Below are 25,418 nucleotides of genomic sequence, written 5' to 3'. Positions count from 1 at the left end.
ATGGGAAAATCAAAAGCGCCCACGCCCCCGGATCCGAAGGCGACGGCGGCCGCGCAGACCGCTACCAACATCGGCACGGCCGTTGCAAACGGATACATGGGAAATGTCAACCAGGTGACGCCGGACGGCAGCCTCACCTACAGCTACACGAAGCAGAAATGGACCGACCCCTTGAGCGGGAACGTCTACGATCTGCCCGTGGCGACGGCGACGCAGACGCTCTCGGAGATGCAGGACAAGATCAAGAAACAGAACGACCAGGCGAGCCTCAATCTTGCGACGCTCGCCACTTCGCAATCGAGCCGGCTGAACGATCTGCTCGGGAAGCCGATGGACATTTCGAAGGCGCCGGCTGCAGGCGACCATTCGAAGCTCACGCTGCCGCAATACCAGCAGTTTTCCGCCGGGCCGGAGCTTCAAACCTCGGTCGGCAATGCCGGCAACATTGCGCGCAGCTACGAGACGGATTTCGACACCTCGAAATACGAGAATGCGCTGATGGCGCGGCTCAACCCGCAGCTCGAACGCGACCGGGCGGCGCTGGAAACGCGGCTTGCCAACCAGGGCCTGCAGCCGGGATCGGAGGCCTATAACCGGGCGATCGACGAGGCGAACCGGACGTCCAACGACGCCCGCATCGCCGCCGTGCTTAACGCCGGCCAGGAGCAGACGCGCCTCGCCAACCTCGCCAACCAGAAGGCGAGCTTCGAGAATGCGGCACAGGCGCAGGGCTACGCCCAGGCGCTGCAGAACGCCGACTTCGGCAACAACGCCAAGCAGCAGATGCACCAGAACGGGCAGTCGGCGACGGCCGCCAACAATGCGCTCAAAGATCAGAGCTTCAACGCACAACAGGCGCAGATCAATGCCGAGAATACCGCGCGAGCGAACCATCTCAACGAGCAATATGCGTTGCGCAACCAGCCGATCAACGAGATCTCGGCGCTGCTTTCCGGCGCGCAGGTGACGACCCCCAACTTCGTGCCGACGCAGGGGCAGTCGATCCAGCCGGTCGACTATGCCGGGCTGGTGCAGCAGAACTACCAGAACCAGATGGCGGCCTATAACGCCCGGCAGCAGTCGGGCGGCAATCTGCTCGGGAACGTCCTTGGGATGTTCGAGAAGATTCCGCTATCCGATCGCCGCGCCAAGAAGAACATCGAGAAGGTCGGCAGGCTCAAGGCGCACAATCTCTACGAGTTCGACTACAAGGGTGAGCAGGCCGGCGGGCCGAAGCATATCGGCGTGATGGCGCAGGAGGTGGAGAGGACCCGCCCCGACGCGGTGATCCGCGGGCCGGACGGCATGCGCCGGGTGGATTACGGCAGGCTTTTCGCGGCGGGGCACAGGGGGCGGAAGTAGGGGCGCAAGACCACGACCTAGATCAATGCCTGCCGGAAATGATCGCCGCGGCCGTCAATCGTCGGGTTGATGAATCGCGTGGATCGCGCGGCGGACCTCATAGGAAGAGTAATCCCATGCCAAACTATAGAACTCTGTTGAATGGCCTGACTTTCGCAGACGCGCTTGCGCTCGCGGAGAAACAGGCTTTTGCCGTTCCTGATGCAAACTTGCAAACAATAGTCAGATCGTCGGCATCGCCGCCGAATTCACTCGGCGAACGAGTCGCGAAAGCTGGCGAAATCTTAGGCGCTTCGGCCGAAGCATTGGCAGGAGACCCATGGGTTCGCCTTCGGAACCATCCGAATTCCGGCAATTCGCTGACGGCGGACGAGTTGGCGGGACTTAAACGCGAGTTCGGCTGGTCGCCAACTGGCGCCGGTGATTTGGGGGCAGCGGTGTGGGAGCACTTCAGGCTGAACGGCCACCCAGCGACTCCATTTTACGACGGCTTCAATGCCCAGTCGGCAAGTGGACGGATAAATGTACAGGGTTGTGCGCCGGGTATCGACTACGACCCGAGAAAGAGACCGCAGGGCGATTGTCGCGACGGTATCCGTCACGCGCTCTGGAGCGCCCGCATGGCTCAGCGCAGCCCGGATATGGCGGCTGCTGTGGGGGACGGACGTGAGAGAATGGCTCCATCCAGCTACAAGTCGCATTACATGGATCTTCACAACAATCGGATCGGACGCGACATCGGTGCAGCAATCCCCGACGCGGACTATGACACGATTCTCGGACGTGTCGCAGATGCCGTGCGGGCCGGCAGAGTGGTTGCGGATGTGAGGCAGGTTCCTTCAGCGCCGGTGGATACTGAAATGACACGCAGGCGCGCGGCACGCGATTTCAAACGCCACGATTCCGGTACGGACGCGGGGCTGCTGCGTCGACGCTGATAGCTGCGCAAGGCCGCGGGGCACACTTGATCGCGGCCTTCCGAACGTCTTCCGCGAACCGAAGCAAGAAACCCATTGCAACCGTTCGGATGTTCCCTATCGTTGGGATTCTGGGTTGCAACCCGCGAAAAAGGCCCGCAGGAGCGGGCCCGGATCCGGCGCCTGAGGGCGGCGTCCCCGCCGTTGACATACGGCGCACCGTCGCAAACCCGCGGCATATTTTGGTGCGGCAGCATTAATGGGGGACTGCATGATAAGGATGCTTTGCACGCTCGCGTATCTCACAATAGTGTCCTACGCAGTGCTGCATGTTTATGCATTTTCGAAAGTCTCTGGGTACGACACGGTTATTTATATCGTGCCGAAGGCTGACGTAAGTGTGAATGACTACAATTTAAGTACAAGTGATAAATTTAGCGCAGTTTACATCGAATCTGGTGCTGAGGCGGGTTTCTGCGTGTCGAGTGATAATGATAGTTATTGCGAGTACATAATGGGCGTGGGTGACCATTTTTATTTAAATACTGAAACACAATTTTATGATGCAAGTTTTTTCCTTTCGACATTTGTTTTGCGTCCCATGTTTTATTATTTGTTCAACCGGATTTACGTCGGCGTTTCCGAGTTGCAATCGGAAGCGTGAAGTTTGCTTGGCGCAAAGCGCCCGCGGGCGGCAATGCGGAATCGATACCGGCGATCTGCGTGGCTCGTCACCTTCATATATTCGTCGCTGACTTGCCCTCCATAGAGCCCCTGTCCGAAGGACGATTGAGGAGGCAGTTGCACGAACTCCGAAAATTCTACCATTCCACCCACTGACTGCCTCCCATCGGGAGGCTTTTTTCATGGAGGCTGCATTGCCAAGAACAGGCGGAATCTATTCCCCACCGGCCGGTACCAAGGGGGTGCCGAACACGACGATCCAGAGCGTGCCCTATAACGCGCTCATCGATGACCTGACGGCCGACGCCAATGCGGCGCGGCCGATCACGGCTGGCGGCACCGGCGCCACCAGCGCCAGTGCGGCCCGCACGGCGCTCGGCGCCCAGGGGGCCAGCGCGGCGCTCGCTTCGATTGCCGGTCTTACGACGGGTACGGACAAGATGATCTACACGGCCGCGGCGGACGTCTATGCGACGACGGCGTTGACACCGTTTGCGCGGACGCTGCTGGATGACACAACGGCCGGCGCCGCACTTACGACGCTTGGGGTTTCGGCTTTTGCGCAGACAGTGCTCGACGATGCGGATGCCGCGACAGCGCGTGCAACGCTCGGTGCCAACAACGCCGCGAACCTCACGACCGGCACTGTCCCCAATACCCGCATTTCCGGCGTATATGATCAATTCACGCAAGTTCGGGTCACCTCTGACGGCGAAGCCTTCTCGCTTCTCGGCTCGGCAACGGGCGACCCCTTTATCGCTTTCTGGAAAGCTAGCGACCGCAAGGGCTATATCCAGCACCGGGACGGCACGGCGAATGGCGATGGCATCCGCGTCGCGAACGACGACACGGGTGACTATCTGTATCTGTCGAACGTCAACAGTGTTGACGCGCTGAAATTCTATGACAACTCAGTCGCCGCGCACAATACGATCTGGCACTCGGGCAACCTCGCAGCTGCCGACATCAACACGCTCTACGGCTATACGCCTGCGAGCAATGCGACCCAGGTAATGGCCGGGAATGGCCTCACCGGTGGCGGTGCAATTTCCGCAAGCCGCACCCTGACATTGGGGACACCCTCGGACATTACGAACGCGACCACGAATTCAGTTAGCGGGGCGACCCATACGCATGCGTTGGGGTTCGTTGCAGCGGAGGTTTATACTGGCACGTCATCCACTAACACAAGCTTCCCAATCGGGACTGTCCTTGCGATGGCGCAGAACGGCTCCAACCCCGCGCGACAAGCTGCAGTGATTCCTTGTTTGTACAGCACCAACGCTTACGTTCAGAGCGGCTATTCCGGGGCCGGATCAGCGCTTTCGGGAACTTGGCGTGTGCGAGGGATCGTCACTTCGTCAGATTGGCTTCTCATCCAAAGGACCGCATAAGCATGATTAGCTCCACCCAAGTGAGAATGGCGCTCAATGAGGTCCATGCAATCAGCGCGACTTCAGAGTCGGAAGTTTACGAGCTCTCGATCAACCTGACTGATATAAGCGGTCAAACCTACGATTGCGACTATTTATCGAGACCCGATGATACCTTCGGCCTTAATCCTACCATTCGCAAATGGCTCGCCGACAATCCGAAATTCCCAGTCCAGGCGTACAGGCCCCCGACAGTAGAACAGATACGTTCCTTTATGCCCTCGATTTCAGCACGACAATTGCGTCTGGGGCTCGTCAATGCGGGAATTTCTCCGACCCAAGTGATGGCTGCGATTGACGCCATGCCGGTCGGCCCCGAAAGGGACCGCGTCCAGATCGAATGGGAATATGCCACCTCGTTCAACCGACTGCACGCCTTGATAGCAGTCATCGGATGGGCGCTCGGCTTAACCGAGATGCAGATTGACGCGGTATGGACTGCCGCGCTCGATCTTTAACGCTTCTGCAGCTCGCTAGTAGCAAATACTGTGCAGGTCCAGTCGCGACCAGTGGTTTTGTTGTCCCTCCCTAGCGAAGGGCAAATGACGCTCCGCTGGGGAAGACGAACTCGCTAGCAGTGCTTTTCATGGTTTAAAAAATCCAGAAAAGCTTGTAACGCGTCTTCCGCCGTGCATCATTCCAGCACATCTTAAAGAACTTTAACCTTGTGATAATTCTTACCGGAGGAAGTTTTCTTGCTAACTTATAGCATCCAAATGTATATCTTAGCCGCTGATCAAGCTTCTCACGGAAACTCTTTGCTCCATAACGTTTCTGCGATCCAGAGCCCTCAGTAAAGTCGTATGTTGGTCCTTGCACGTACGCGACCGAGTCACGAACGACAAACTCTGCCACGATATAGGATGCGAGACACCAGGGATTGCCGAGTTCGAACCAGCGTGCCATCAACATGTCTTTGGCGCTGGCCCTAAACAGGCCGTAAATCCACTCTGCCGGGAACGTTAGGTTTCTTGGCACACGCCCTGAAACGTATGATTGGGTGAAGTCAAGAGTGGCTTTATCCGGAGATTTTATTCTACTTCCGTTCGGCTCGATCACCTTTGTAGAGCATGCCGCAAGTAATTTGGTGGGGTCCCGGTCAAGAGCCTCGACCAAGCACGCCAAAAAATCTAGAGAAGAATGGTCGTCGCATGCGCGAAGGCAGAAATATTCGCCACGCGCTGCGCCGAGTTGGAAAGCGCGAGCGAAGTTCTCCGGTGCACTGACATGCTGTTCGTTTCTCACGATGGAGAAGCGACGATCCGATCTACAAAACTGCTCAGCGACTCCGAGTGTGTCGTCGGTCGATTTATTGTCGATAACAATCGCTTCGAAATCTCGAAATGTCTGATCGGCGATGCACTGTAGACTGCTGAAGAGAGTCCTTTCGCCGTTGTAAACAGGAAAGACGACCACGACCTTCGATTTGGCCATTAATTTGTCTCGAAATTGGATTCTTGTTGCTCATATCGAATGTTGCCACGGCCCGCAACCTGCCACATCCAAGGGCAACAGGACAGTGACGTTGGCAGTGACATCGGCGTTGCGAGTCGCCCAACGTATTTCGGCTTCGTAATGGTTCTCGCTGAGTTGGTTACACGCGGAGGCGCAATTGCTGTTTGCCACCGAATGACGTTGACTTGGTACGTTCCTCCAACCCGTAGCGAGGACTGATATCGAGTTCATTGGCAAGCGGCTCACGATTGCGGCTAAACTAACGGCGCAAACCGGCTCTACTCCGAGTCGGAACGCCTAGGCCCTCTCATCTTAGGCCTTGCACGCCCTATGGCTCTTGCGTAAGCGTGGATATAGTAGCGGAGTGTGAAATGGGTATCCGCGAAGTCAAAAAGCGCCTTCGGTTCCTTGCCGAAGGCGAGGACTCTCTACCCGGTTACAAGGCCGACGGCTTCAAGGTCATAAACAAGAATACGGATTTCCTGAGCGATCTGCGATTTGCCGCTGCTTGGCGCTTCGCTGAGGCGGGTAACCGAGTGGCGTGGCAAAAGCGCAAGCGCGTCCCTGACATCCGTTGGCGGGCTCACACGTGTTGCTTTGCCGCGCTTCGAGCGCTCAGACTCGAAGGCGATTTTGTCGAATTCGGCGTGAACGCCGGCCTGCTTTCGATGACCGTTTGTGAGTATCTTAATTTTTCCGTGCTTGACCGGAAATTCTGGCTCTTCGACACCTTCGCAGGCATTCCCGAGGGCGAGATGACTGTCAACGAGGCAATGCTGGCAAAGCAGCGTAACTCGGGCATCTACTTCGATGTTTATGAGATCGCAAAGCAAAACTTCTCCAAGTTTGAGAATGCAATTTTGGTGAAGGGACTTCTGCCGGCAACCCTTCATGACGTGCCGATCGAAAAGATTGCCTATCTCTCAATCGACCTCAATGTCGCGAAATATGAGCAAGAATGTATAGAGCGGGTCTGGGATAAAGTCGTCACCGGGGCGACTATCGTGCTTGACGACTATGCCTTCAGAGGGTGCGAGCAGCAAAATGCGATGTGGAATGAGTTTGCTGCTGCCCATGGGCAATCAATATTGACTATACCGACCGGCCAAGGACTACTGGTGAAGCAGTAAAGGAACGTTCTGCCGTCGTTCATCATTTGCCTTCCAGAATCGTCTAGCTTAGCGAGGAGAATGCAGATGGCAGGGTTATCGTTTAAACCCTTGTTGGCAGCCGCAACAGTAGCGACCTCGATTGCCGCGCCAGCAGGCAGCTTTTCCCAAGATTTCGACATATATATCGGCCGAGCAGGCCCACGTTACTACGATGAGTATCCGCCGCGGCGATATTCTCAAGAGAACTTCCCGGAAGAATATCAATGTACCACACGCCAAGCACTCCAACTGGCTCGCCGGTATCTTCGAAATCCCAGAATCGGGCGGACATCGGCTAGTGCCATCGAAGTAAAGGGCATTGGTCGTCGAGGGGAACGCAACCGGGTCGTCTTCGGAGCCGAGCCTGGTTGCCCGCGAATCGATTAGGCGTCGCGACGCCTGACGACCAAACTCAGGATCCCCGCGTTCGGGGTTTTCTTTTCCAAACACCAAAGGTACCCCCATGCCCCAAACCATGCCTCACGGCGCGGCGCTTTTGCTTGCCTTCATCCGCGAAGCGGAAGTCGGGCGGAACGATCGCGCCTCCTATGATGTGATTTATGCCCACAGGCAAGCCGGCCTGACAAAGCCGCTGACTGCGATGACGCTCGGTGAGGTGATTGCCGCCCAGAAGACGTGGTCGAAGGCGCATGGGTCAAGCGCCGCCGGCGCCTATCAATTCATGCGCGCAACCCTGCTTGGGCTGCTGCGGGAAATCCCGTGGCTCAGGGAGGAGCAGGTCTTCGAGCCCGCGCTTCAGGACAGCTTAGCGCTTCATCTCCTGAACTGCCGCGGTTTCACAAGCTTCGTTTCCGGCGAGATCAGCGCGACCGAGTTCGGCCGGCGGCTGGCGATGGAATGGGCATCGCTTCCCGTGCTTGCAGAGACCGACGGCGACCGGCGGGGGCTGAGGCGCGGGCAGTCCTATTATGCCGGGGACGGGCGCAACAAGGCGCTGGTGAAGCCGGATAGGGTCGAGGCAGTGCTTCGCCAGGTGCTCGCCGCCTCCCGTTCTTCCGATGTTATGCCGGAGCCAGTGGAGGCCGCGTCGACTCCCACGGCGCGGTCCGAACCGCGGCGCAGGCCCGTTGCCCGTTCCGGGCGGTTCTGGACATGGCTGTTGACCGCCGGTGGAACGATCGTCACCGCGCTCAAGGAATTGAACCTCGTGGTGCTCGACTGGCGGGTGCAGCTTGCCATTCTGGCGACGATCGTCGGCTTCGCGATCTACGCGATCTCGTCGATGCCGGCGGTTCGCGAAGCCCTGGGGCTCGGGCGATGACCATTCCATGGGGCAAGTTCCTGGGCGGTGTGCTTGTGTGCGCCGCCCTTTCCTGGGCCGTGCTGGAAATTCGTGAAAACGGCGCCCAGGCGGTTCGCAATTCAATCGAAAGGCAAAACAATGAAGCAGCCGATAGCGCTGATGCGAAGCGCCTTGACTATGATGCCTGTTCTGTTTCTGGCGGGCTGTGGAACTTCGGCGCCGGCAAATGTCGGCGGCCTGCGCGCAGTGGTCGGCACTGACCTCGCAGGGGCTCGCGGTGCCACGGCGGCAGACCAGCGCAGGATAGACCGGACGGTTGTCGGGCTCTGTGCCGCGTCCGTCTGGACAAAGGGTGAATGCGCAAAACACGGGGAGCAGCGGAATGGTTGACGCCACGGTTCACCAACAGCTCGGGACCCTGATTGCCGAGGTGAAGAATCTGCGCGAGGACTTCCGCCGGTCGGAGGACAGGTCCGATGCCGGGCGGGCGTCGATGAACCGGCGCATCGACGAACTCGTCGAACGGGTCGGAACGCTCGAGGGATCGATGACGCTCGTCAAAGACGAAATTGCCGAGATGAAGTCGGTGACCGAGGATGTCCGCAAATGGAAGCTGATAGGCATAGGGGCGCTCGGCGTCATCGGCCTCGGCGGCGCGGCAATCGGCGTCACCTTCGCCGATGTGGCAAGACGGGCGGTCATGCTGCTCAGGGCAGCATGACATCGCGTTTGGAAGCCGGCAGTAGGTCAATCGTCGTCGAAGAGGAGGAAGTCCCGGTAACGTCGACTGACCAGCAGCAACGAGCGATCCGGCTCGATCACGTAGGTCTCGTAAACGCGTCGGCCGAACCGGTCGATGAACTGATGCGGCACGATGCTGCCGACCGGCGCCTTTGTGAGCTTCGTACGCGGCTGGCCGCGATAGGTGATGCTGCCGGGAATGGGCTCAAGGTAGGGCGAATAGCCCACCGAAGACGTCGTCACCTCGCAGCCGGTGAGCAACAGGGCAGTGCAGAGGGTGGGAAATAGGTGTTTCATGGCAATCTCCGAATTCTAGAGTTCCTAACGCCTTAGATCACGATGATTTTAGGTCGGATCGACCTAAAATCATGAACGTGATCGATTCCAATAGGTTAGAGCGGGATGCGGGCGGAAAACCGCACACACTTTTCCTCATCCGCTCTAGTCGAAGCTGCCGCCCAAGCTCGAAGCGGGCAGGATAGCGCAATGTCGTCAATCGCGCCTCGTGATGAAGTCGTAATCTATGTAGCGGCGAACCAGCTTCAACGAGCGGTCGGGCTGGATCACATAGGTTTCGCGGGCCAGCCCGCCTTGCTGCGTGAAGAACTGGTGCGGCACGATGCTGCCGACCGGCGCCTTGGTGAGCTTGGTGCGCGGCTGGCCGCCGTAGGTGATGCTGCCGGGGATCGGCTCCAGTTTGGGCGGCGTGGTGGTGCAGGCCGAGACAAGGAGTGCGGCTGCGAAGGCGATAGAAGCGAGTTTCATCGTGGCGAACCTGGTTGCCAATTGCATGTTTCCCTAAATCGGAGCTGATTCAAGGGAGAAAAACATGCAGCGACTCAACGTGTTACAGCGACCTTTTCGCGTTCGGTAAGATGTGCGGCGCCGCCGTCCAAAAACCGACCGTCAATCGTCCATGTCGCCGAAGATATCGTAATCGATGCGACGGCCTACCAGGCGCAACGAGCGGTCCGGTTCGATCACATAGGTCTCGTAGACTCGGTGGCCGAAATTGTCGAAAAACTGGTGCGGCACGATGCTGCCGACCGGCGCCTTGGTGAGTTTCGTGCGCGGCTGGCCGCCATAGGTGATGCTGCCGGGAATGGGCTCGATGTGGCGCCCATAGCCGACCGACGGTGGCGGCGTGGCCGTGCAGGCGCCGAGCAGCAGGGCGGCAAATAACACGGGCAAGACATGTTTCATGGCGATCCTCTCGATTCCAATGCTTCGAGACGCGGCGCGTATAAGCCGCGCGCAGTTTCCTCATCCTTACCGGTCGGTCACGAGATCATAGTCGATGCGGCGACTTATCAGCCGCAGCGAGCGGTCAGGCTCGATGACGTAGGTTTCGGAGACCTGACGGCCGAATTTATCGCGGAAGCGGTGCGGCACGATGCTGCCGACTGGTGCCTTGGTCAGCTTGGTGCGCGGCTGGCCGCCGTAGGTGATGCTGCCCGGAATGGGCTCGAGGTTGCGCGAGTAGCCGACCGACGGTGGGGCGGCCGAAGTGCAGGCGGCGAGCATCAGAGCCGTGAGAATCGCGGGAAGGGCAGTCCGCATGGCGATAGCCTCCGCTTCGGCCGCGACGCGCGGCGAACCCGGCGTCTGCAGGTGCTGATTGCACGTCTAACTGGTGCATCATTGTATTCCTGAAGCAGGAACGATCAAAGAGCAGAACAAGTTTCTCAGGATTCCTGGTGACATACGACATTTCAGCGCGGTTACTGAATATTTCGGTTGCGCAGAGCGGGGGGATTGAACGATTTAGACAGTCGGACACGCAAGCTGCGGCGTGCGGGGGAACGCGGACCTTTTCAAGGAATGGCGCGTTGCAGCCCTGCGGGCATTCTCAGAGCGTGTCGCGTTCAGTCCGCCGCAGGAATTGTCCATGACTGCCGAACAGTCTCTTTCGCTTTTCGTCATTGGCACCATGATGGTCTTCTTCATCTGGGACCGCTTCCGCTATGACGTCGTAGCGTGTTCAGCGCTGATGCTTGCGGTCGCAGTCGGCATCGTGCCCTTCGACCATGCCTTCGACGGCTTCAGCGACGACATCGTGATCATCGTCGGCAGCGCGCTGATCGTGAGCGCCGGCGTGGCGCGGTCCGGCTTCGTCGATGCGGCGATCCAGCGCTTCCTCCCGGACCTCAATTCGGTGAGGGCGCAACTCGCACTGCTCGTGGTAACCGTCACGGTGCTTTCGTCATTCATCAAGAACATCGGCGCCCTCGCGATCATGATCCCGGTCGCCTTCCAATTCGCCCGGCGCTCGAGCGTCCAGCCATCGGTGTTTTTGATGCCCATGGCATTCGGCGCGCTGATCGGCGGGCTTATGACGCAGGTGGGCACCTCGCCGAACGTTGTCGTATCGCGGATGCGACAGGAGCTGACCGGCGAGAGTTTCAGCATGTTCGATTTTACGCCCGTCGGCGCCTCGCTTGCGCTGGTGGGGGCGATCTTTCTGCTCTTCGCCTACCGGCTGGTGCCGGAGCGAAAGAGCCAGCAGGTTTCGGTGCAGCAGGCGATCGAGATCACCGACTATACGTCCGAAGCCATGGCTGCGCCCGGTTCTCCGGCGATCGGCAAGTCGCTAAGCAGTCTCGTGAAGCTCGGCGACGGCGGCGCGGTCGTCATCGCGATCTTCCGCCGCGGCACCCACCTGGCACCGCTGCCCGACGTGGTGATCGAGGCCGATGACATCTTGCTGCTCGAAGGCGGGCCTGCCGCGCTCGACCGCATCATCTCCCAAGCGAAGCTGAAAATCTCCGGCGACCGATCGCCAACGTCAGCCGAGACGGCGCGCACCGAGATTGAAGCGATCGAGGCAGTGATCGCCAGCGGCTCGCCTCTGCTCGGCATGTCGGCGGAGCGGCTCGCCCTCTTTCACAATCACAATATCAACCTTCTTGCCGTAAGCCGCCAGGGCGAGCGGCTGAAACAGCGCCTCGGCAGCATAAGGTTGCGCGCCGGCGACATCGTCGTCCTGCAAGGGGCGCGGGCGGACCTGCCGGCCTTCCTGCAGGATTTCAGCTGTCTGCCGCTTGCGCAGCGGGACATCCTGCTCGGGACCACACGCCGCGCCCCGGTGCCGCTGCTGGTGCTGGCAGCCGCGATGGGGGCGACGGCAGTCGGCATCCTGCCGGTGCAGGTCGCCTTCTTCGCAGCCGCGCTTGCCATGGTGATCTTTCGCGTCATCCCGCTGCGCGAGGTCTATCGGGCCGTCGACGGGCCGATCCTCGTCATGCTGGCAGCGCTGATCCCGGTCAGCGACACATTGCGGACGACCGGCGGCTCGGACCTGATAGCGAACTGGTTGAGCGGCATGGCCGTCAACCTGCCACCGGCCGGGGCGCTTGCGCTCATCCTCGTCGCGGCCATGGCGGTCACCCCCTTCCTCAACAATGCCGCCACCGTGCTCGTCATGGCGCCGATCGCCGCGAGCTTCGCCTCCGCGCTCGACTACAGGCCGGATGCCTTTCTGATGGCGGTCGCGATCGGCGCCGGCTCCGACTTTCTGACGCCGATCGGGCATCAGTGCAATACGCTGGTCATGGGACCGGGCGGTTATCGGTTCAGCGACTATCCGCGCCTCGGCCTGCCGCTCTCCATCGTCATCGTGATCGTCGCAGTACCGATGTTGATGTGGGTCTGGCCGCTGCGGTAGGACAAGTTGCAAAGTCTGTATGCGGCGATGCGGATGCGCCCGCTCGGTCCCGCTACCGAGCAGCGTGCCCCTAGATCACTTTTATGACTTTGGGCCGAATCGACCCGAAGTCATAAACGTGATCGATTCCAATGGGGTTAGTGCGGGATGCGGGGCGGAAATCTGCACACTCTTTTCCTCCCGCTCTGACCGCAACCGATGCCGAACGGGTGACATTGAAGATCCGCAGTGGAAACGGCAAAATCGGCGCCTATCTGAAGAGCGAGTCACGAGAGGCAGCCGAATGCGCGATGAAGCGGAAATCTGCACGCCGGAAGAGGTGTTGAACTTCTGGTTCACGGAGCTTTCCTACGACCACTGGTTCACGCCAAGTGCCGACCTCGATCAGCAGTGCGTGCAACGCTTTCAGGCGTCGCATCTGGCGCTGTCGAGAAAGCATGACGATATCTGGCGCCAGACGCCGAGCAACTGGCTCGCAGGCATTATCCTGTTCGATCAATTGCCGCGCAACATGTATCGCGGTTCGCCGCTCGCCTATGCGACCGACTGCCTTGCACTGCGCGAAGCGAAGCTCGCCATCGGCGCCAGTGCCGATATTGCGGTGCCGACGGAATGGCGGGCTTTCTTCTACATGCCGTTCGAACACTCCGAGAACTTGACCGACCAAACGATGTCGGTGAAGCTTTTTACCGCGCTCGGCGACGCCGATTATCTCGACTATGCCATTCGCCACCGGGAGGTGGTCGAACGATTCGGGCGCTTTCCGCATCGCAATGCGATCCTGGGGCGGACCTCTACACCCGCCGAGGAGGAATATCTCGCCCAGCCGGGCGCCGGGTTCTAGATCCGCTGCCGTCGGGTCAACCAATCGGAGCCGATTTAGGAAACATCCAGTAGAGGACCACGTAGGGAGGAAGTTCATGAGCATGACAACGCTGCCGTGGGAAGGCGGGTGCCGTTGCGGACAGGTGCGCATCAAAGTCAGTACCGCGCCGCTTCTCACCATGGCCTGCCATTGCACGGGGTGTCAGCGGATGACGGCGAGCGCCTACTCACTGAGTGTCGCGATCCCGAGCGACGGCTTCGCGGTGACCAGAGGCGATCCGGTAATCGGCGGACTGCACGGCGCGACGCACCACTATTTCTGCCCACACTGCATGAGTTGGATGTTCACGCGGCCCGAAGGAATGGATTGGTTTGTGAACCTCCGCGCCACCATACTGGATGACGCCGGTTGGTACGCGCCTTTCATCGAAACCTGGACAAGCGAGAAGTTGCCTTGGGCAACCACGCCTGCCGCCCACAGCTATGAGACGGTGCCAGCGATGGAAGACTACGAAGGACTGCTGCAAGGATATGCGGAATGGGCCGCGAAGCGGGAGGCGTGAAGCGTTCGATCGGAGGAGCCCGCACACGCTGAATACGGCCACCCGCCGAGTTGTCATCGTGCGGGCGCAGTTGTAGAATTTTCCGTAACCTCTGGCGAGGATGAAATGCAGTGCGAGGCCGTTGCATCCTTACAGTCGAAAGATTTCAGACATCGTCGACGAGACGGCTGACAAGCGCCCTGCTCTTGGGTGCCAGAGGTGCAGGCTATTCTGTTCGGGAATGAAGAGTTGCGAGAACGCTGACTCCGCCGGAGTCGGTCGTACACTTGGAGGGAAACAAGTCTGATTGTCCGCTGATCTGGGAGCAGGGAGCTCGGACGACAGCCTTTCCCGTTTTCTTGAAGTGGATCAACGTGATGCCCGAGAAGCATGATATCGATGCAGGTGCGAAACCTCTGAGCGCCGAGGAGCTTCGCAAACAGGTCCTCCAGCGGGAAATGGAGGAAATGGACAAGGATCGGAAGCTCAAGGCGATCCAGGAACAGAAGCACGCGGATTTCGCCGCGGACTTCCTAAAGAAGCAGGTGACGGAGGAAGAGATCGCCATGGTGCGTCGTCTCGTGGCGAATGCGGTCCGGGACGGCAAGTTCGAGGCGATGGTCTATAGCTTCCCGTCCGAACTCTGCAGCGACAGCGGTCGGGCGATCAACAGCGGCGACCGGGACTGGCCGGAGACCCTCCAGGGCAAAGCCAAGGAGTTCTTCGAGCGCTACCAGACCTATGGCAAGCCGCAGGGCTACAAGCTGAAGGCGATGATCATCAGTTTCCCGGGCGGCATGCCCGGCGATGTCGGTTTCTTCCTGAACTGGGCGCCCGACAAGGCCTGAACGGCCCCGATGGGTTGCGCGCTCCGCAGGACCGCGCAACCCTCTCATCAGTACACATTCGGCACCAATCGGCGCGCGCGCATGGTTTCGACATGGTCATCGGGGCGCTTTTGCCGCTTGCCGAGATCGGGCTCGTCAAATTTGACGTGCTCATAGGGGATCGACGCCAGAATGTGCGAAATGCAATTGATGCGAGCCTGCTTCTTGTCATCCGAGGGCACGATCCACCAGGGGGCATATTCGGTGTCGGTCATGCGGATCATTTCGTCATAGGCGCGCGTGTAGTCCCACCAGCGGCGATAGGATTCGACGTCCATCGGGCTGAGCTTCCACTGGCGCAGCGGGTCGCCGATGCGCTGGCGGAAGCGTCGTTCCTGCTCGTCCTCGCTCACATCGAGGAAATATTTCAGCAACACGATGCCGCTCTCGACCATAGCGGCCTCGAAACGCGGTGCAAGCTCTAGAAACCGCTTGGCCTTTTCATCGGTACAGAAGCCCATCACGCGCTCGACGCCGGGCCGATTGTACCAGGAGCGGTCGAAGATCACGACCTCGCCGGCGGCCGGCAGCTGCTGAATGTAGCGCTGCATATAGATCTGGGTCTTCTCGCGATCGGTCGGCGCCGGGAGCGCGACGACACGAAAGACGCGCGGGCTCACTCGCTCGGTAAGACGCTTAATCACGCCGCCTTTTCCGGCCGCGTCGCGCCCCTCGAAGACGATCACGATGCGGGCTCCCGTTTTCTTCACCCACGCTTGGAGGTGAGCGATTTCGATCTGCAGGCGATCGAGTTCCTTTGCGTAGTCGTGCGGCGAACCTGCGTCGGACGATCGCGCGCTGGCAGCAAGCCTGTGCCTGTCCTCCTTTTCCCTATTTTTGACCTTGTCTTTTTCCTTTTCCCGGCCCTTTTTTCCGTTCTTGGCCATTTCTTCCTCCCTCTTGACGAGTTTCTGGCTAGTGCCGTCCTAAAGTGCGCCGCGTCGTCATCCCAAAGCCGCTGCACAATTTCGGGCGACATGCATTGGGTCTCATTCGGCCGCGCGATCCGATCGAGTTGCAAATGCAGTGAGCGCATCCTCGATGCTCTCGAACACCATGGCGGAGCCGATTTTGTTGATGACGCCGGCCCGATCGAGCATTGCCCGCGCCTCCGTGTGCAGTTCCGCCAGACCAAGCCCGATGCCGCGTTTCCTCAGTTCCTCTTGAACCTCTTCGACCATCGCCGTTGCCGTACTGTCGATTTGCGGGATAGCGCTTGCATCGATTACCAGCCAGACGGTGCCAGGCGGCAGAGCCCCGGCAACGGAAAGCAGCCTGTCTCGGACGTAGTCAGTGTTGAAGAAAAGAAGGCTGCCCTGGATCATGCAGGCGCCAAAACCCGGCACCGGGCGGGCTGCAGCTTCGCGATGCAGCTTGTAGAAGCCATCCCGGCCGGGAATCCGGCCGAGCAGAGCGTCGCGCGGGTACATGCCCTTCCGCAGGATGTAGACCAGGGTCGCGGCGATCGCGATGATCACGCCATTCAGCACGCCGAGCCCGATCGGCCCCCACATCGCGATCAAAGCGAAGATGAATTCCATGCGGCTCACCCGCCAGATGTGCTTCAAGGCCGCCAGGTCGATCAGGCTCAAGGCCGTTGCCGCCAGGATCGCGCCTAGCGCCGGTATCGGCAGGATGCGCAAGATGCCGCCCAGAAAGAGCAACACTGCCATCAATGTCGCCGCCGCGACGAGGCTGGCGATTTGCGAGCGGCCCCCGACGGAGAAATTCACGGCGGTTCGTGAATCGGAAGCCGTGACCGGAAATGTGCCGAAGAGTCCGGCGGCAATGTTTGCGGCGCCGAAACCAGAAAGTTCACGGTTCGGGTCGACCTGGTAGCCACCGAGCGCCCCGAAACTGCGCGCCGCGATAACGCCCGAGCCGAAACTCACCAGAAAAATGGCTGCGGCGCCGACGAGGAGCGTGTCGAAGGGAAAATCGCCCATCCGCGGCACCATCAACGAGGGCAGCCCCTCGGGAATGTTTCCGACAATGGCGATGCCGCGTGCCTCGAAATCGAAGAGGAAGGACAGCAGCACGGACAGAACGACGACGATCACCGGACCGGGTACGGGAGAGTTGAAAGCCCGGGCCACCTGCAGCAGGGCAAAGCATCCGACGGCCAGCACCAGAGACGGCCAATGGATCGAGACCGCCTCGCGTAGAAGCTCAAGGACGGGTGCGACCAGGCCATCCGCCTCGATATCGACTCCGGTGAACCGCTCGATCTGGCCGATAAGGATCGATAGAGAAATTCCCGCGAAGAACCCAGTCAGGATTGGTCGCGACAGGAAGGTTGCGAGTACGCCGAGGCGCACCGCTCGCGCCGCAAGACAGAGAGCCCCGACCGCCAGCGCCAGGAGTGCCGCCACGGTGACCCGGTCGGTCGATACCCCCGGCGTGGCAAAGATCGCGGCAAGGACCGCGGCGAGCACTGTCATCGTAGCCGCGTCCGGCCCGACGATGAGTTTGTGCGAGGGGCCGAAAAGCGCATAGGCCACCAGCGGCGTGATGCTGGCGTACAGTCCCGTTTCGGGAGGAAGGCCGGCGATCGCCGGGTAAGCTATGGCGCTCGGTAGTCCGACCGCGGCAATTGCCAGGCCAGCGGAGACGTCGCTGCGCAAAGCGCTCGTTTCGTAGCCGTCGAGACCAGCGAGAAGGGGCAGCCGGGGTATCCTCCACGACATCCGGGCGCCCTCCGGATCAATGCCCGGTCAAAACGAGCGTCTGCACCGGCAAGAGCAGCGCCTGCAGCCGGAGAATCATGGCGTGCACTAGCCCGACGGCATCGATCACATGCAGGTAAACCCAGCGCGTGGTGCTGATGTCCGGCGCGTGCAGTTCGTCGTGATTGCTGGTGTAGGCATTGGCGATGCAGCTACTTCCCGGTGGAATGCCCGCTAGCTGACCTTCGAAGAGCGGCTCCAAAATCGTGGTGATCGTTCCGCCACGCGCCATCTGCTGCACGTCGACGAGCTGTTCCCCCGCCCGAACCTGGCCGGCGGCGATCACGTCCTGAACCTCGGCCACCACCATCGGAATGATCGTAAAGGGCTTTCCGATGCAGGTCGCCTCGGCGATCATGCCTGGCTTCATCACCTGAGCCTCGATCTGGCCGAATCCGGCAACCAGCCCGATGCGGCGGTCATCGGGTACAAGGACACCGGCTGAGCGGATCATCGGATTGACGATGTCGCCGGGACGCAAGGTGAACTGCTGGACCATGCCGGCCGTGCCGGCCCGCACCACAGTCTTGTCGAGCTCGACCTGGGCCTGGGCGAGGGCAGCCTCGGCACTTGCCTTTTGCGCCGGCAGAAGCGAGCCGATCTTCGTCTCCAGGGTCTGCTTGTTCGAAACGGCGGCGGAAACCGCCCCTTGGCGCGCATTCACGGCCACCTGACGCCGTTCGATCTCGCGTCTTGCCACCACATTCGGATTAAGGCGATTGAGTTCGACCTGCGTTTCAAGCTCGTCCAGCGCCTGTTGATAGGCACCCTCCGCCTGGGCGATCATCCCGTCCGCTGCCACCAGTTCGGTGGTTGTGACCGCTGTCTCGGCATCGATTTCCGCTATGCGCCGGCGGGCGGTCTCAAGCGCCGCCCGCTGCTCGGTATCGTCGAGGCGGAATATGGGAGCGCCGGCCGCGATTTTCTCGTTGGTGCCGACGAAGACCTCCGCCACCCGACCGACCGATTCGGGCATAAGCGTCACGGTGCGGAACGCGGCCGTGACGTTCGTCGTAGAGGGATGAAAGTAGAAAATGAGCGTGATCAGCGACAGCGTGAGGATCACGCAGGCGGTGATACCCCAACGCAGCTCGAACCACATCGAATAGAGATTGATCTCCCGCCCGATCCTTTTTCCCTGAACATAGCGGCGGAAGAGAAAGTCCGGAAAGATCGTCAGCATCGAGCAGATCATGAACTCCAGCATGGCTCAACCCCTCCGCTCCGCAAGGTCGCCGCTTGCCGTAGGTTCCGGCTCGAACGGCGCCCATTGAGGTTCCGGTTGCAGCGGGTGGGGCCCTGTCTGCGTGACCTGGGCTTCCGATGGCGCGGTTCCAAGCGGCCTGTCGTCCCGCTCGGCGATCTTGCGAAGCGAGTCGGCCATGGAATCCATTGGTGTCGAAAAATCCGGAAACTCGATCAGGGCCAGCAGCAGGGCGGCGATCCAGAAGAGATGATTATGCGTGAACAGCGCAACCAGCGACAGGACAGCCACGAGCTGCAACTGCACCTTGCTGGCGCCGTGTGCCATGTGTTCCGGTAGTGCGTGCAGCCGCAGGTACAGGACGCCGACCAGAAAGATCAGCAGCACTACGAACACCGCCATGACGTTGAAGAGAATATCCGTGTCGCCCGGTGCGGTGATGAACACGGGTAGATGATCGACCGCGGCCGGATGTAATGACTCTGCCATTCCCGTTCCCCCACGCAGACCGCGCTATTGCGCAGTTCATCATACCTCTTTCTCGTTTCCCAGTCTCCCTTTTGGGCTAAATCTGGCGGGTTTCCTGCCGCTGTGGCCGAAGGGCTGTCACTTTGCGTCGGCGACGGGCGGATTATTTGTGAACTGACGTGGATTCACGTAGAAATCATCGCTCCGGCTCGGCTTTGCATCTTTTTGCCGTGTTGCGTATGCACATCGGACGAGTGATCGCTTCGGCGAAACTACGTGTTTACCGGATTTCGAAGGATATTGAATTGCATTCCGCTGGAAAGTTGAGCGTTCTCTTGGTCGCCGTTTCGTTTGTCGTGCTGACTCTGGCCGGCGGAGGGACGACGATGGCCCAGCAAGCGGTCCAACCGGAACAGGCTGCGCCCGCGGCGCCGACGGCCTCGCAGCCGGCCCAGCCGACCGCGCAAACCGAGCCAGCGCAGCCCGCTCAAAGGGCGCCGCAAGACGAGGCCGACGACTCACCAGCGGCTGCTTCTCCATTGCTGCAGCAGGCGGAAGACCAACTCACCCAGTCCGAGCGCGAACTCAAGCGGCTGGCCGATCGTGTCAACACGGCCGCCGAGGACGATACGCTGCTCGCCGAGCTCAAGGTGCAGGTCGACGAACTGTCGAAGCAGATCATCTCGGCATCCGTGGCAACGCGGCCGCGTCTCGACGAGATCAAGGCCAGGCTTGCCGAACTGGGCGATCCACCGGGCGAGGGACAGCCTGCAGAGGCGCCAATCGTCACCGAGGAGCGAAAGCGCCTGCTGGCCGAGCGCGGGGCCATCAACGCATTGACGGGACGAGCGGAAAATCTTTCCGTGGAGGCAAAGAAGCTCGCCAACGGCATCACCGCCACGCGTCGCGCGCTGTTCTCCAACACGCTGCTGAAGCGAACCGAGGTTTCGGTGGCGATGTTGAGCGAGGCGATCGCGACCACGGCTGACGAAAGCCGGGCGTTGTGGCGCAGCGTCAGCAGCTGGCTGACGTTTGCGTGGAACTACAAGCGCATTCCCTTCTTGAGCGCGATCTTTCTCTCGCTCTGCGGTGCGCTGATCTTCCTTGTCGGCAGCTACAGGATCTTCGCGCCCTTCATCCTAAGCCATGAGGAACACGACGAGCCGACCTATTTCCGGCAGCTTTCGCTGGCGTTCTGGTCCACTCTGATACCGACGATGGCGGTCACCGCCTTCGCTGCCTCCAGCTATTTCTTCCTTAGCAGCTTCAATGTCTTGCGGTCGGACATAGCGCCGATCATTGCAGTCACGCTAGGCATGGGCGTGGTCGTATTTTTCGTCACCAGACTGGCGAGTGCCGTGCTTTCGCCGGCGCGATCGAGCTGGCGTCTTGTGCGCGTCTCGGATCGCGGCGCACGCATGCTGATGGTGCCGATTTTCGCCATGGTGCTGGTCAACGGTCTCGACTACTTGCTGGGAAGCATCAGCGACTCCCTTGGGTCGCCCGTTCTGCTGACCGTCGCCAAGAGTTTCCTGGCATCGATCATCATCGGGCTCATTCTGATGTCGATGGCCTGGATTCGGCCGACTCTGAGGCCGGACGAACCGTTTGATGCACCCGGAAGGCCATGGCCGCGGATCGTATCCGTTTCCTTCCTGTTGATGGGCGCAGGCCTTATCGCCGTTGCCTTTTCCGGATATGTCGGTCTGGCGCGTTTCATCGCCACGCAAATCATCATCACCGGCGCCATCCTGGTGACGATGTATATCGGTATTCTCACCGGCCGATCGGTTTCCAAACAGGGCGCGTTCGCTGAAACGGTGGCGGGACGCTATCTCGAGCGACGCTTCAAGCTGGAACAGGTGGGGCTCGATCAGATCGGCCTCGTCGCCGGTCTCGGCATTTATGCCCTGGTGGTCCTCTTCTTCATTCCGCTGATCCTGCTGCAGTGGGGCTTCCAGATCGCGGATATCGAGTCCTGGGTCTATCGTTTTGTCACTGAGATCCGGATCGGGACCATTACCATCTCGCTCGTCGGCCTTCTCGCAGGCGTGCTCTTCTTCGCGATAGGCTTTGTCGTGACGCGCTGGGTGCAGCGCTGGATCGACGGCAACGTCATGGCGCGCAGCCGCGTCGATGCCGGCGTACGCAACTCGATCCGCACCGGCATCGGCTATACGGGCGTCGGCATAGCCGGCCTGATCGGCCTGTCGGCGGCCGGCATCGACCTTTCGAGCCTTGCACTCGTGGCCGGTGCTCTCTCACTCGGCGTCGGTTTCGGCCTGCAGAACATCGTCTCGAACTTCGTCTCCGGCCTGATCCTGCTTGTCGAGCGGCCCTTCAAGGTTGGCGACTGGATCGTCAGCGGCACGACCGAGGGCTTCGTCCGGCGCATCTCGGTGCGTGCGACGGAGATCGAGACCTTCCAGCACCAGTCGATCATGATGCCGAACTCGCTGCTCATCAACGCGTCGGTCGGCAACTGGACGCATCGCAACAAGCTTGGACGTTCCGAGATCTCCGTCACCCTGAGCTATGCCAGTGATCCGCGCCGGGTGATCGAAATACTGCAAGAAATTGCCGCCGCCCATCCGATGGTCCTCAAGAACCCGGCGCCCAATGTCGGCTTCACCGCCTTCGGCGACGAGCGCATGACCTTTGAGTTGCGCATCTATGTCGCCGACGTGCTGACGGCCGGCAATGTCCGCAACGACCTTCGAGTATCGATCTACGAGCGTTTCCGCGACGAGGAGATCGGCGCTCCGTTCCCGGTGAAGGTAGAGGACACGACGCCGGAGGAAGCGACGCCGTCCGACATCGAGGTGCCGGCGGTTGAGGAAGACAAGGCCCAGATGCAGGAGGACCAGAGCGAGACGCGCGGCCGGTCCGTTGGAAGGCGCAGCGGCAGCCGTTGACGAGAACTGTCGTCCATAGCGCCGCCAATTAGGCGACATTGAGAAAAGGTCGCGGAATGCTTCGCTACTGCGACCGGCGTCGGCACGTCGTTGCTATGCCCATGGCACCGGTCCGGAGCACAGGTGACAAAAACGAACGAGGCGGCACGATGCCGCCTCCTCGGAAGTCGCGGTTACATCCCGGCCAGGGCCTGGGCGACCGGCGCGACGTGTGGCCATACTTCCAACGCGCCGCGATAGATCATATCGATAGCGACATAGAGAATGATCGCCAGACCGACATAGGCGATCCAGTGGTAGCGGGCGAGCAGTTTGGCGATGAAGGTTGCCGCAACGCCCATCATTGCGATCGAGAGCATAAGCCCGAAGACGAGGATCGTCGGATGTTCGCGGGCGGCGCCCGCCACGGCGAGGACGTTGTCAAGCGACATCGACACGTCGGCTACGACGATCTGGGTCGCGGCCTGTGAGAAGGTTTTCTTCGGCGCGTTGGCGTCGTCCAATCCAACCTCTTCATGTCCGCCCGAACGGATTTCACGCCACATCTTCCAGCAGACCCAAAGAAGGAGAATGCCGCCGGCGAGGAGGAGGCCGATGATGGCCAGAAGCTGGACCGTGAAGGCCGCAAGCACGATGCGAAGTACGGTGGCCGCAATGATGCCGACGAGAATCGCCTTCTTGCGTTGCTCGATCGGCAGGCCGGCTGCCGCAAGGCCGATGACCACGGCATTGTCCCCGGCAAGCACGAGGTCGATGACGATAACTTGCATAAGCGCCAATAGTCCGGCGGACGTGAAAATCTCCATAAGCGGTAATCCTTGTATACCCTATATCCCCGAAACGCCGGGCCGGCGTCGCAAACGCATAGACCGTCAACAATCGCCGGATCAAGGGGAAGGGGAGATCTCGCCCAAAAGATATTCCAGAGGTGATCAATTTGTCGCCGTATCGGACGCCCGTTCGTTGCGTCGAACGAGTGCTTCTGAACACCAGCGCAACGCGCCATTCAGCGCTTATTCAGCACTTCTGCCATAAAAAGGAGGCAATTCACTCCGCCACCGTCCAATCTGGCGTCGGGCTGAAGGGGGTGGCCGGTAGTTTTGCCACGGGCGAAAGGGTGACCGGCCGTAGGGGGCGGCGCGCGGGTAGCGCGCTGGAGGCCATGAAGACAGTTGTTGCTGCCTTGCTTTGCGGCGTGCTCGTCGCCGGCAGTGCGAATGCGGCGATGGTGACCAATAAGGATGGCGAATCCGCCATACTGGTAATCGTCGAGGGGGAAAGCCGGATGGAAGTGGTCGTCAATTCCGGCGCTACGGAAATGATCTGCCCGAGCGGCTGCTTCGTGACCGCGCCAAGCGGCGATCACATTGGCCTCCAGGGCGATGAGACAATCGAGATCGTCAACGGATCCGTTGTCGTGAAATAGAACGGCGGGCCACTGCCCGCCGTTCTATGCACCCAGACAATTTCCGGGTGCGGCTCAGGCATGGTGTGCGCTGACCGCCTTGACCAGTTCGCCTGCCATTTGCTGGCTGCTGCAGTGGGAAATGTCGCCCATCGACAACATGCCGACCATCCGCTTGTCGTCGTTGATGACCGGCAGTCGCCGGATCTTCTTCGACTCCATCAGGTGAATGGCGTCTTCGACCGATTCACTGGTACGGCAATAGACGACTTCCCTGGTCATGACGTCGCGGGCAGTCAAAGAAGAGACATCCCTGCCGTTCGCCAGCGCCCGCAGCGTGATGTCGCGATCCGTCACCATTCCGATCAGGCGATCATTCTCGCCGACCGGCAGCGCGCCGATATCTTCTTCCTTCATGATCCGCGCGATCGTCCGCAAATCCGTTTCCGGGCCGATCCAACGAACACCGGAATGCATGGCTTCTTCGGTTCTCATCATATCCTCCCATCTTTCTCCAAGCCGCATTATACGCCCGAAATCATGGCTAATCGTGGGAATCTGGGCGCCCAGCAGGAATTCCGTACGGAATTGCGACTTCATCAGCGCGGCGTTCCGCCCCACAGTGCAAACGCCTTGCTCACGTCAATTTTCTTCGCCGTTCCAGTTCTGCTTCGGTTGGCTGATCGAATTCGAACGAACCCGTGACGACTGGTCCGCCGCGGACATACTTGTTGACCGTGACGCCGGTTCCGGAAACCTTCGAACTGACCAGTTTCAGCGCCATCGGTGTCGCACCGTCGCCGAACAGCTTCTTGCCCGTCCCGAGAACGACGGGAAAGTACGAGATAAACATCTCGTCGACCAGGTCGTGGAGAAAGAGGGTCTGGAGGAAATCGGTCGAGCCTTGCGTCAGCAGGTCCGGCCCATCCTCGCTCTTCAGTTTTCCAAGCGTCGCCAGCACGTCGTCGCCCAAGGTTTGGCTTTTCTGCCAGTCGAGCTTCAGGGCCGGATTGCGCGTCGCAACATATTTGGTGATGCGGTCGAACAAGGAGCCGATCGGATCGTCGGCGCCGGCATAGGGCCAATGTGCCGCGAAGATGTCGTAGGTTTTCCGGCCAAGCAAAAGGTCGAACGGCTTGGCAAACATGTCGTCCACCGCCTGTCCCATGGCCTCGTCGAAATAGGGGAAGGCCCAGCCGCCATACTTGAAGCCGCCGACGGGATCTTCGTGCGGCCCGCCCGGCGCCTGCATGATGCCATCAAGGCTCACGAATGCACCAACGATGATCTTTCTCATAGTTGCTCTCCCTGGATCGTACGTCACTAGATCTAGGACGTCCGATCGCAGCGGACACCGACACGCGACACGAAAAAAGAGTTGTCGCTCGAAATGGGGCTCGAGCAGCAGCGCGAAATCCGCCGGATGCAACGATAGGAGCGAGCCGTCGGTCGCGGCGCTGGTCGTCAGCGCGGCTTGCCGCGATACCCGCTCAGTCGTCGTGATCAAAATAGCGACGCCACTCGCCTTCGCCACCATCGCGTCCGTCGCGATATGTCCGGCGCAAGACCCGGCGCTCGCAATAGCCGTCTTCGCAATAGGTATCGACGATCCGCTCGTTAACAACCGCGTTGTTCGATGAACTGTTTGAGCTTGTGTTCGATGATTGACTGCCGGCCTCGGCGGTGCCTGTCATTATCGTGGTCGTGGCAACCAGCAATGGCAGGATTCGCATGGCTTTCTCCTCTACTGCCGCCACACTGGGCCGCCGAGCCTG

Annotated in this window: 28 protein-coding genes; 15 read left to right on the top strand and 13 right to left on the bottom strand. The window is 60.2% G+C overall.

The features are described 5' to 3' along the window. The 4 genes from NGR_RS20685 (at nucleotide 1) to NGR_RS20670 (ending at nucleotide 4,854) form a co-directional block, all read left to right on the top strand. A complete protein-coding gene (locus NGR_RS20685; RefSeq protein ID WP_012708418.1) occupies nucleotides 1-1,362 on the top strand; it encodes a tail fiber domain-containing protein in 1,362 nt (453 codons plus the stop codon). A gap of 116 nt (nucleotides 1,363-1,478) precedes the next feature. Further along, nucleotides 1,479-2,300, top strand: a complete 822-nt coding sequence (locus NGR_RS20680) for a DUF6973 domain-containing protein (RefSeq protein WP_012708417.1) — start codon at nucleotides 1,479-1,481, stop codon at nucleotides 2,298-2,300. Nucleotides 2,301-3,145: 845 nt separating this feature from the next. After that, nucleotides 3,146-4,357 carry a hypothetical protein gene (locus NGR_RS20675; protein ID WP_012708415.1) on the top strand — a complete coding sequence of 404 codons (1,212 nt, stop codon included), beginning with the start codon at nucleotides 3,146-3,148 and terminating at the stop codon, nucleotides 4,355-4,357. 2 nt (nucleotides 4,358-4,359) lie between these two features. After that, nucleotides 4,360-4,854: a hypothetical protein gene (locus NGR_RS20670; RefSeq protein WP_012708414.1), complete on the top strand. Its 495-nt coding sequence runs from the start codon at nucleotides 4,360-4,362 to the stop codon at nucleotides 4,852-4,854. A gap of 133 nt (nucleotides 4,855-4,987) precedes the next feature. Here the strand turns inward: NGR_RS20670 and NGR_RS20665 are convergent, their stop codons facing one another. After that, nucleotides 4,988-5,830, bottom strand: a complete 843-nt coding sequence (locus tag NGR_RS20665; RefSeq protein ID WP_012708413.1) for a glycosyltransferase family 2 protein — start codon at nucleotides 5,828-5,830, stop codon at nucleotides 4,988-4,990. A gap of 392 nt (nucleotides 5,831-6,222) precedes the next feature. Between NGR_RS20665 and NGR_RS20660 the strand changes: the two genes are divergently transcribed. The 5 genes from NGR_RS20660 (at nucleotide 6,223) to NGR_RS20645 (ending at nucleotide 8,987) form a co-directional block, all read left to right on the top strand. Then, nucleotides 6,223-6,981, top strand: a complete 759-nt coding sequence (locus NGR_RS20660) for a TylF/MycF/NovP-related O-methyltransferase (RefSeq protein ID WP_012708412.1) — start codon at nucleotides 6,223-6,225, stop codon at nucleotides 6,979-6,981. Between the two features lie 484 nt (nucleotides 6,982-7,465). Beyond that, the gene (locus tag NGR_RS20655; RefSeq protein ID WP_012708410.1) at nucleotides 7,466-8,284 is read left to right on the top strand and encodes a membrane protein; all 819 of its coding nucleotides are present in this window, start codon (nucleotides 7,466-7,468) and stop codon (nucleotides 8,282-8,284) included. Continuing rightward, the gene (locus NGR_RS32625) at nucleotides 8,281-8,526 is read left to right on the top strand and encodes a hypothetical protein (RefSeq protein WP_193377906.1); all 246 of its coding nucleotides are present in this window, start codon (nucleotides 8,281-8,283) and stop codon (nucleotides 8,524-8,526) included. Before NGR_RS20655 ends, NGR_RS32625 begins: the two co-directional genes overlap by 4 nt. Continuing rightward, entirely contained in the window at nucleotides 8,426-8,656 is a 231-nt protein-coding gene (locus NGR_RS33200; protein WP_240545207.1) for a hypothetical protein, read from the top strand. The genes NGR_RS32625 and NGR_RS33200 overlap by 101 nt, the downstream gene beginning before the upstream one ends. After that, nucleotides 8,649-8,987 carry a DUF1515 family protein gene (locus tag NGR_RS20645; protein WP_012708408.1) on the top strand — a complete coding sequence of 113 codons (339 nt, stop codon included), beginning with the start codon at nucleotides 8,649-8,651 and terminating at the stop codon, nucleotides 8,985-8,987. The genes NGR_RS33200 and NGR_RS20645 overlap by 8 nt, the downstream gene beginning before the upstream one ends. 26 nt (nucleotides 8,988-9,013) lie before the next feature. Here the strand turns inward: NGR_RS20645 and NGR_RS20640 are convergent, their stop codons facing one another. The 4 genes from NGR_RS20640 to NGR_RS20625 form a co-directional block, all read right to left on the bottom strand. Beyond that, on the bottom strand, nucleotides 9,014-9,304 hold the full coding sequence (locus NGR_RS20640) for a hypothetical protein (protein ID WP_012708407.1): 291 nt from the start codon (nucleotides 9,302-9,304) through the stop codon (nucleotides 9,014-9,016). Between the two features lie 195 nt (nucleotides 9,305-9,499). Continuing rightward, the gene (locus NGR_RS20635; RefSeq protein ID WP_164924632.1) at nucleotides 9,500-9,772 is read right to left on the bottom strand and encodes a hypothetical protein; all 273 of its coding nucleotides are present in this window, start codon (nucleotides 9,770-9,772) and stop codon (nucleotides 9,500-9,502) included. Nucleotides 9,773-9,913: 141 nt separating this feature from the next. Continuing rightward, nucleotides 9,914-10,210, bottom strand: coding sequence for a hypothetical protein (locus tag NGR_RS20630; RefSeq protein WP_012708405.1), 297 nt, complete (start codon nucleotides 10,208-10,210; stop codon nucleotides 9,914-9,916). 66 nt (nucleotides 10,211-10,276) lie between these two features. After that, nucleotides 10,277-10,567: a membrane protein gene (locus NGR_RS20625; RefSeq protein WP_012708404.1), complete on the bottom strand. Its 291-nt coding sequence runs from the start codon at nucleotides 10,565-10,567 to the stop codon at nucleotides 10,277-10,279. Between the two features lie 328 nt (nucleotides 10,568-10,895). Here NGR_RS20625 and NGR_RS20620 point away from each other — a divergent pair, with 328 nt between their 5' ends. The 4 genes from NGR_RS20620 (at nucleotide 10,896) to NGR_RS20605 (ending at nucleotide 14,886) form a co-directional block, all read left to right on the top strand. Next, complete coding sequence (locus NGR_RS20620) at nucleotides 10,896-12,671, top strand: SLC13 family permease (RefSeq protein ID WP_012708403.1); 1,776 nt, start codon at nucleotides 10,896-10,898, stop codon at nucleotides 12,669-12,671. 283 nt (nucleotides 12,672-12,954) lie between these two features. Next, nucleotides 12,955-13,515 (top strand): DUF924 family protein, encoded by a 561-nt coding sequence (locus NGR_RS20615; protein ID WP_012708402.1) that lies wholly within the window; start codon nucleotides 12,955-12,957, stop codon nucleotides 13,513-13,515. Between the two features lie 76 nt (nucleotides 13,516-13,591). Beyond that, nucleotides 13,592-14,059, top strand: coding sequence for a GFA family protein (locus NGR_RS20610; RefSeq protein ID WP_164924374.1), 468 nt, complete (start codon nucleotides 13,592-13,594; stop codon nucleotides 14,057-14,059). Between the two features lie 356 nt (nucleotides 14,060-14,415). Further along, nucleotides 14,416-14,886, top strand: coding sequence for a histidine kinase (locus tag NGR_RS20605; protein ID WP_012708401.1), 471 nt, complete (start codon nucleotides 14,416-14,418; stop codon nucleotides 14,884-14,886). Nucleotides 14,887-14,933: 47 nt separating this feature from the next. Here NGR_RS20605 and ppk2 read toward each other — a convergent pair whose 3' ends face one another. The 4 genes from ppk2 to NGR_RS20585 form a co-directional block, all read right to left on the bottom strand. After that, nucleotides 14,934-15,812: a polyphosphate kinase 2 gene (ppk2, locus tag NGR_RS20600; RefSeq protein ID WP_012708400.1), complete on the bottom strand. Its 879-nt coding sequence runs from the start codon at nucleotides 15,810-15,812 to the stop codon at nucleotides 14,934-14,936. Between the two features lie 102 nt (nucleotides 15,813-15,914). Continuing rightward, nucleotides 15,915-17,612: a SulP family inorganic anion transporter gene (locus tag NGR_RS20595; protein ID WP_012708399.1), complete on the bottom strand. Its 1,698-nt coding sequence runs from the start codon at nucleotides 17,610-17,612 to the stop codon at nucleotides 15,915-15,917. A 16-nt stretch (nucleotides 17,613-17,628) separates the two neighbouring features. Further along, the gene (locus NGR_RS20590) at nucleotides 17,629-18,858 is read right to left on the bottom strand and encodes an HlyD family secretion protein (RefSeq protein ID WP_012708398.1); all 1,230 of its coding nucleotides are present in this window, start codon (nucleotides 18,856-18,858) and stop codon (nucleotides 17,629-17,631) included. A gap of 3 nt (nucleotides 18,859-18,861) precedes the next feature. After that, nucleotides 18,862-19,344: a hypothetical protein gene (locus NGR_RS20585; RefSeq protein WP_012708397.1), complete on the bottom strand. Its 483-nt coding sequence runs from the start codon at nucleotides 19,342-19,344 to the stop codon at nucleotides 18,862-18,864. A gap of 365 nt (nucleotides 19,345-19,709) precedes the next feature. Between NGR_RS20585 and NGR_RS20580 the strand changes: the two genes are divergently transcribed. Next, nucleotides 19,710-22,238 carry a mechanosensitive ion channel family protein gene (locus tag NGR_RS20580; RefSeq protein ID WP_164924373.1) on the top strand — a complete coding sequence of 843 codons (2,529 nt, stop codon included), beginning with the start codon at nucleotides 19,710-19,712 and terminating at the stop codon, nucleotides 22,236-22,238. Between the two features lie 173 nt (nucleotides 22,239-22,411). Here NGR_RS20580 and NGR_RS20575 read toward each other — a convergent pair whose 3' ends face one another. Then, nucleotides 22,412-23,044, bottom strand: coding sequence for a TerC family protein (locus NGR_RS20575; protein WP_012708395.1), 633 nt, complete (start codon nucleotides 23,042-23,044; stop codon nucleotides 22,412-22,414). Between the two features lie 356 nt (nucleotides 23,045-23,400). On the opposite strand from NGR_RS20575, the gene NGR_RS20570 reads away from it, so the two are divergent. Beyond that, on the top strand, nucleotides 23,401-23,664 hold the full coding sequence (locus NGR_RS20570) for a hypothetical protein (RefSeq protein WP_037395347.1): 264 nt from the start codon (nucleotides 23,401-23,403) through the stop codon (nucleotides 23,662-23,664). A 54-nt stretch (nucleotides 23,665-23,718) separates the two neighbouring features. Here NGR_RS20570 and NGR_RS20565 read toward each other — a convergent pair whose 3' ends face one another. The 3 genes from NGR_RS20565 to NGR_RS20555 form a co-directional block, all read right to left on the bottom strand. Continuing rightward, on the bottom strand, nucleotides 23,719-24,138 hold the full coding sequence (locus NGR_RS20565; protein WP_012708393.1) for a CBS domain-containing protein: 420 nt from the start codon (nucleotides 24,136-24,138) through the stop codon (nucleotides 23,719-23,721). A gap of 142 nt (nucleotides 24,139-24,280) precedes the next feature. Then, nucleotides 24,281-24,940, bottom strand: coding sequence for a dihydrofolate reductase family protein (locus NGR_RS20560; RefSeq protein WP_012708392.1), 660 nt, complete (start codon nucleotides 24,938-24,940; stop codon nucleotides 24,281-24,283). 193 nt (nucleotides 24,941-25,133) lie between these two features. Continuing rightward, nucleotides 25,134-25,376, bottom strand: coding sequence for a hypothetical protein (locus NGR_RS20555; protein ID WP_012708391.1), 243 nt, complete (start codon nucleotides 25,374-25,376; stop codon nucleotides 25,134-25,136). Nucleotides 25,377-25,418 lie beyond the last annotated feature (42 nt).

Origin of the sequence: Sinorhizobium fredii NGR234, from assembly GCF_000018545.1 — a bacterium.
In the GTDB taxonomy this organism is placed as follows: Bacteria; Pseudomonadota; Alphaproteobacteria; order Rhizobiales; family Rhizobiaceae; genus Sinorhizobium; species Sinorhizobium fredii_A.
This window is presented reverse-complemented; position numbering and strand designations above follow the sequence as displayed.

Excerpts from the sequence above, each read along its gene's own strand:
- NGR_RS20685 (WP_012708418.1), top strand. The coding sequence starts at position 1 with ATGGGAAAATCAAAAGCGCCCACGCCCCCGGATCCGAAGGCGACGGCG.
- NGR_RS20680 (WP_012708417.1), top strand. The coding sequence starts at position 1,479 with ATGCCAAACTATAGAACTCTGTTGAATGGCCTGACTTTCGCAGACGCG.
- NGR_RS20675 (WP_012708415.1), top strand. The coding sequence starts at position 3,146 with ATGGAGGCTGCATTGCCAAGAACAGGCGGAATCTATTCCCCACCGGCC.
- NGR_RS20670 (WP_012708414.1), top strand. The coding sequence starts at position 4,360 with ATGATTAGCTCCACCCAAGTGAGAATGGCGCTCAATGAGGTCCATGCA.
- NGR_RS20665 (WP_012708413.1), bottom strand. The coding sequence starts at position 5,830 with ATGGCCAAATCGAAGGTCGTGGTCGTCTTTCCTGTTTACAACGGCGAA.
- NGR_RS20660 (WP_012708412.1), top strand. The coding sequence starts at position 6,223 with ATGGGTATCCGCGAAGTCAAAAAGCGCCTTCGGTTCCTTGCCGAAGGC.
- NGR_RS20655 (WP_012708410.1), top strand. The coding sequence starts at position 7,466 with ATGCCCCAAACCATGCCTCACGGCGCGGCGCTTTTGCTTGCCTTCATC.
- NGR_RS32625 (WP_193377906.1), top strand. The coding sequence starts at position 8,281 with ATGACCATTCCATGGGGCAAGTTCCTGGGCGGTGTGCTTGTGTGCGCC.
- NGR_RS33200 (WP_240545207.1), top strand. The coding sequence starts at position 8,426 with ATGCGAAGCGCCTTGACTATGATGCCTGTTCTGTTTCTGGCGGGCTGT.
- NGR_RS20645 (WP_012708408.1), top strand. The coding sequence starts at position 8,649 with ATGGTTGACGCCACGGTTCACCAACAGCTCGGGACCCTGATTGCCGAG.
- NGR_RS20640 (WP_012708407.1), bottom strand. The coding sequence starts at position 9,304 with ATGAAACACCTATTTCCCACCCTCTGCACTGCCCTGTTGCTCACCGGC.
- NGR_RS20635 (WP_164924632.1), bottom strand. The coding sequence starts at position 9,772 with ATGAAACTCGCTTCTATCGCCTTCGCAGCCGCACTCCTTGTCTCGGCC.
- NGR_RS20630 (WP_012708405.1), bottom strand. The coding sequence starts at position 10,210 with ATGAAACATGTCTTGCCCGTGTTATTTGCCGCCCTGCTGCTCGGCGCC.
- NGR_RS20625 (WP_012708404.1), bottom strand. The coding sequence starts at position 10,567 with ATGCGGACTGCCCTTCCCGCGATTCTCACGGCTCTGATGCTCGCCGCC.
- NGR_RS20620 (WP_012708403.1), top strand. The coding sequence starts at position 10,896 with ATGACTGCCGAACAGTCTCTTTCGCTTTTCGTCATTGGCACCATGATG.
- NGR_RS20615 (WP_012708402.1), top strand. The coding sequence starts at position 12,955 with ATGCGCGATGAAGCGGAAATCTGCACGCCGGAAGAGGTGTTGAACTTC.
- NGR_RS20610 (WP_164924374.1), top strand. The coding sequence starts at position 13,592 with ATGAGCATGACAACGCTGCCGTGGGAAGGCGGGTGCCGTTGCGGACAG.
- NGR_RS20605 (WP_012708401.1), top strand. The coding sequence starts at position 14,416 with ATGCCCGAGAAGCATGATATCGATGCAGGTGCGAAACCTCTGAGCGCC.
- ppk2 (WP_012708400.1), bottom strand. The coding sequence starts at position 15,812 with ATGGCCAAGAACGGAAAAAAGGGCCGGGAAAAGGAAAAAGACAAGGTC.
- NGR_RS20595 (WP_012708399.1), bottom strand. The coding sequence starts at position 17,612 with ATGTCGTGGAGGATACCCCGGCTGCCCCTTCTCGCTGGTCTCGACGGC.
- NGR_RS20590 (WP_012708398.1), bottom strand. The coding sequence starts at position 18,858 with ATGCTGGAGTTCATGATCTGCTCGATGCTGACGATCTTTCCGGACTTT.
- NGR_RS20585 (WP_012708397.1), bottom strand. The coding sequence starts at position 19,344 with ATGGCAGAGTCATTACATCCGGCCGCGGTCGATCATCTACCCGTGTTC.
- NGR_RS20580 (WP_164924373.1), top strand. The coding sequence starts at position 19,710 with ATGGCCCAGCAAGCGGTCCAACCGGAACAGGCTGCGCCCGCGGCGCCG.
- NGR_RS20575 (WP_012708395.1), bottom strand. The coding sequence starts at position 23,044 with ATGGAGATTTTCACGTCCGCCGGACTATTGGCGCTTATGCAAGTTATC.
- NGR_RS20570 (WP_037395347.1), top strand. The coding sequence starts at position 23,401 with ATGAAGACAGTTGTTGCTGCCTTGCTTTGCGGCGTGCTCGTCGCCGGC.
- NGR_RS20565 (WP_012708393.1), bottom strand. The coding sequence starts at position 24,138 with ATGAGAACCGAAGAAGCCATGCATTCCGGTGTTCGTTGGATCGGCCCG.
- NGR_RS20560 (WP_012708392.1), bottom strand. The coding sequence starts at position 24,940 with ATGAGAAAGATCATCGTTGGTGCATTCGTGAGCCTTGATGGCATCATG.
- NGR_RS20555 (WP_012708391.1), bottom strand. The coding sequence starts at position 25,376 with ATGCGAATCCTGCCATTGCTGGTTGCCACGACCACGATAATGACAGGC.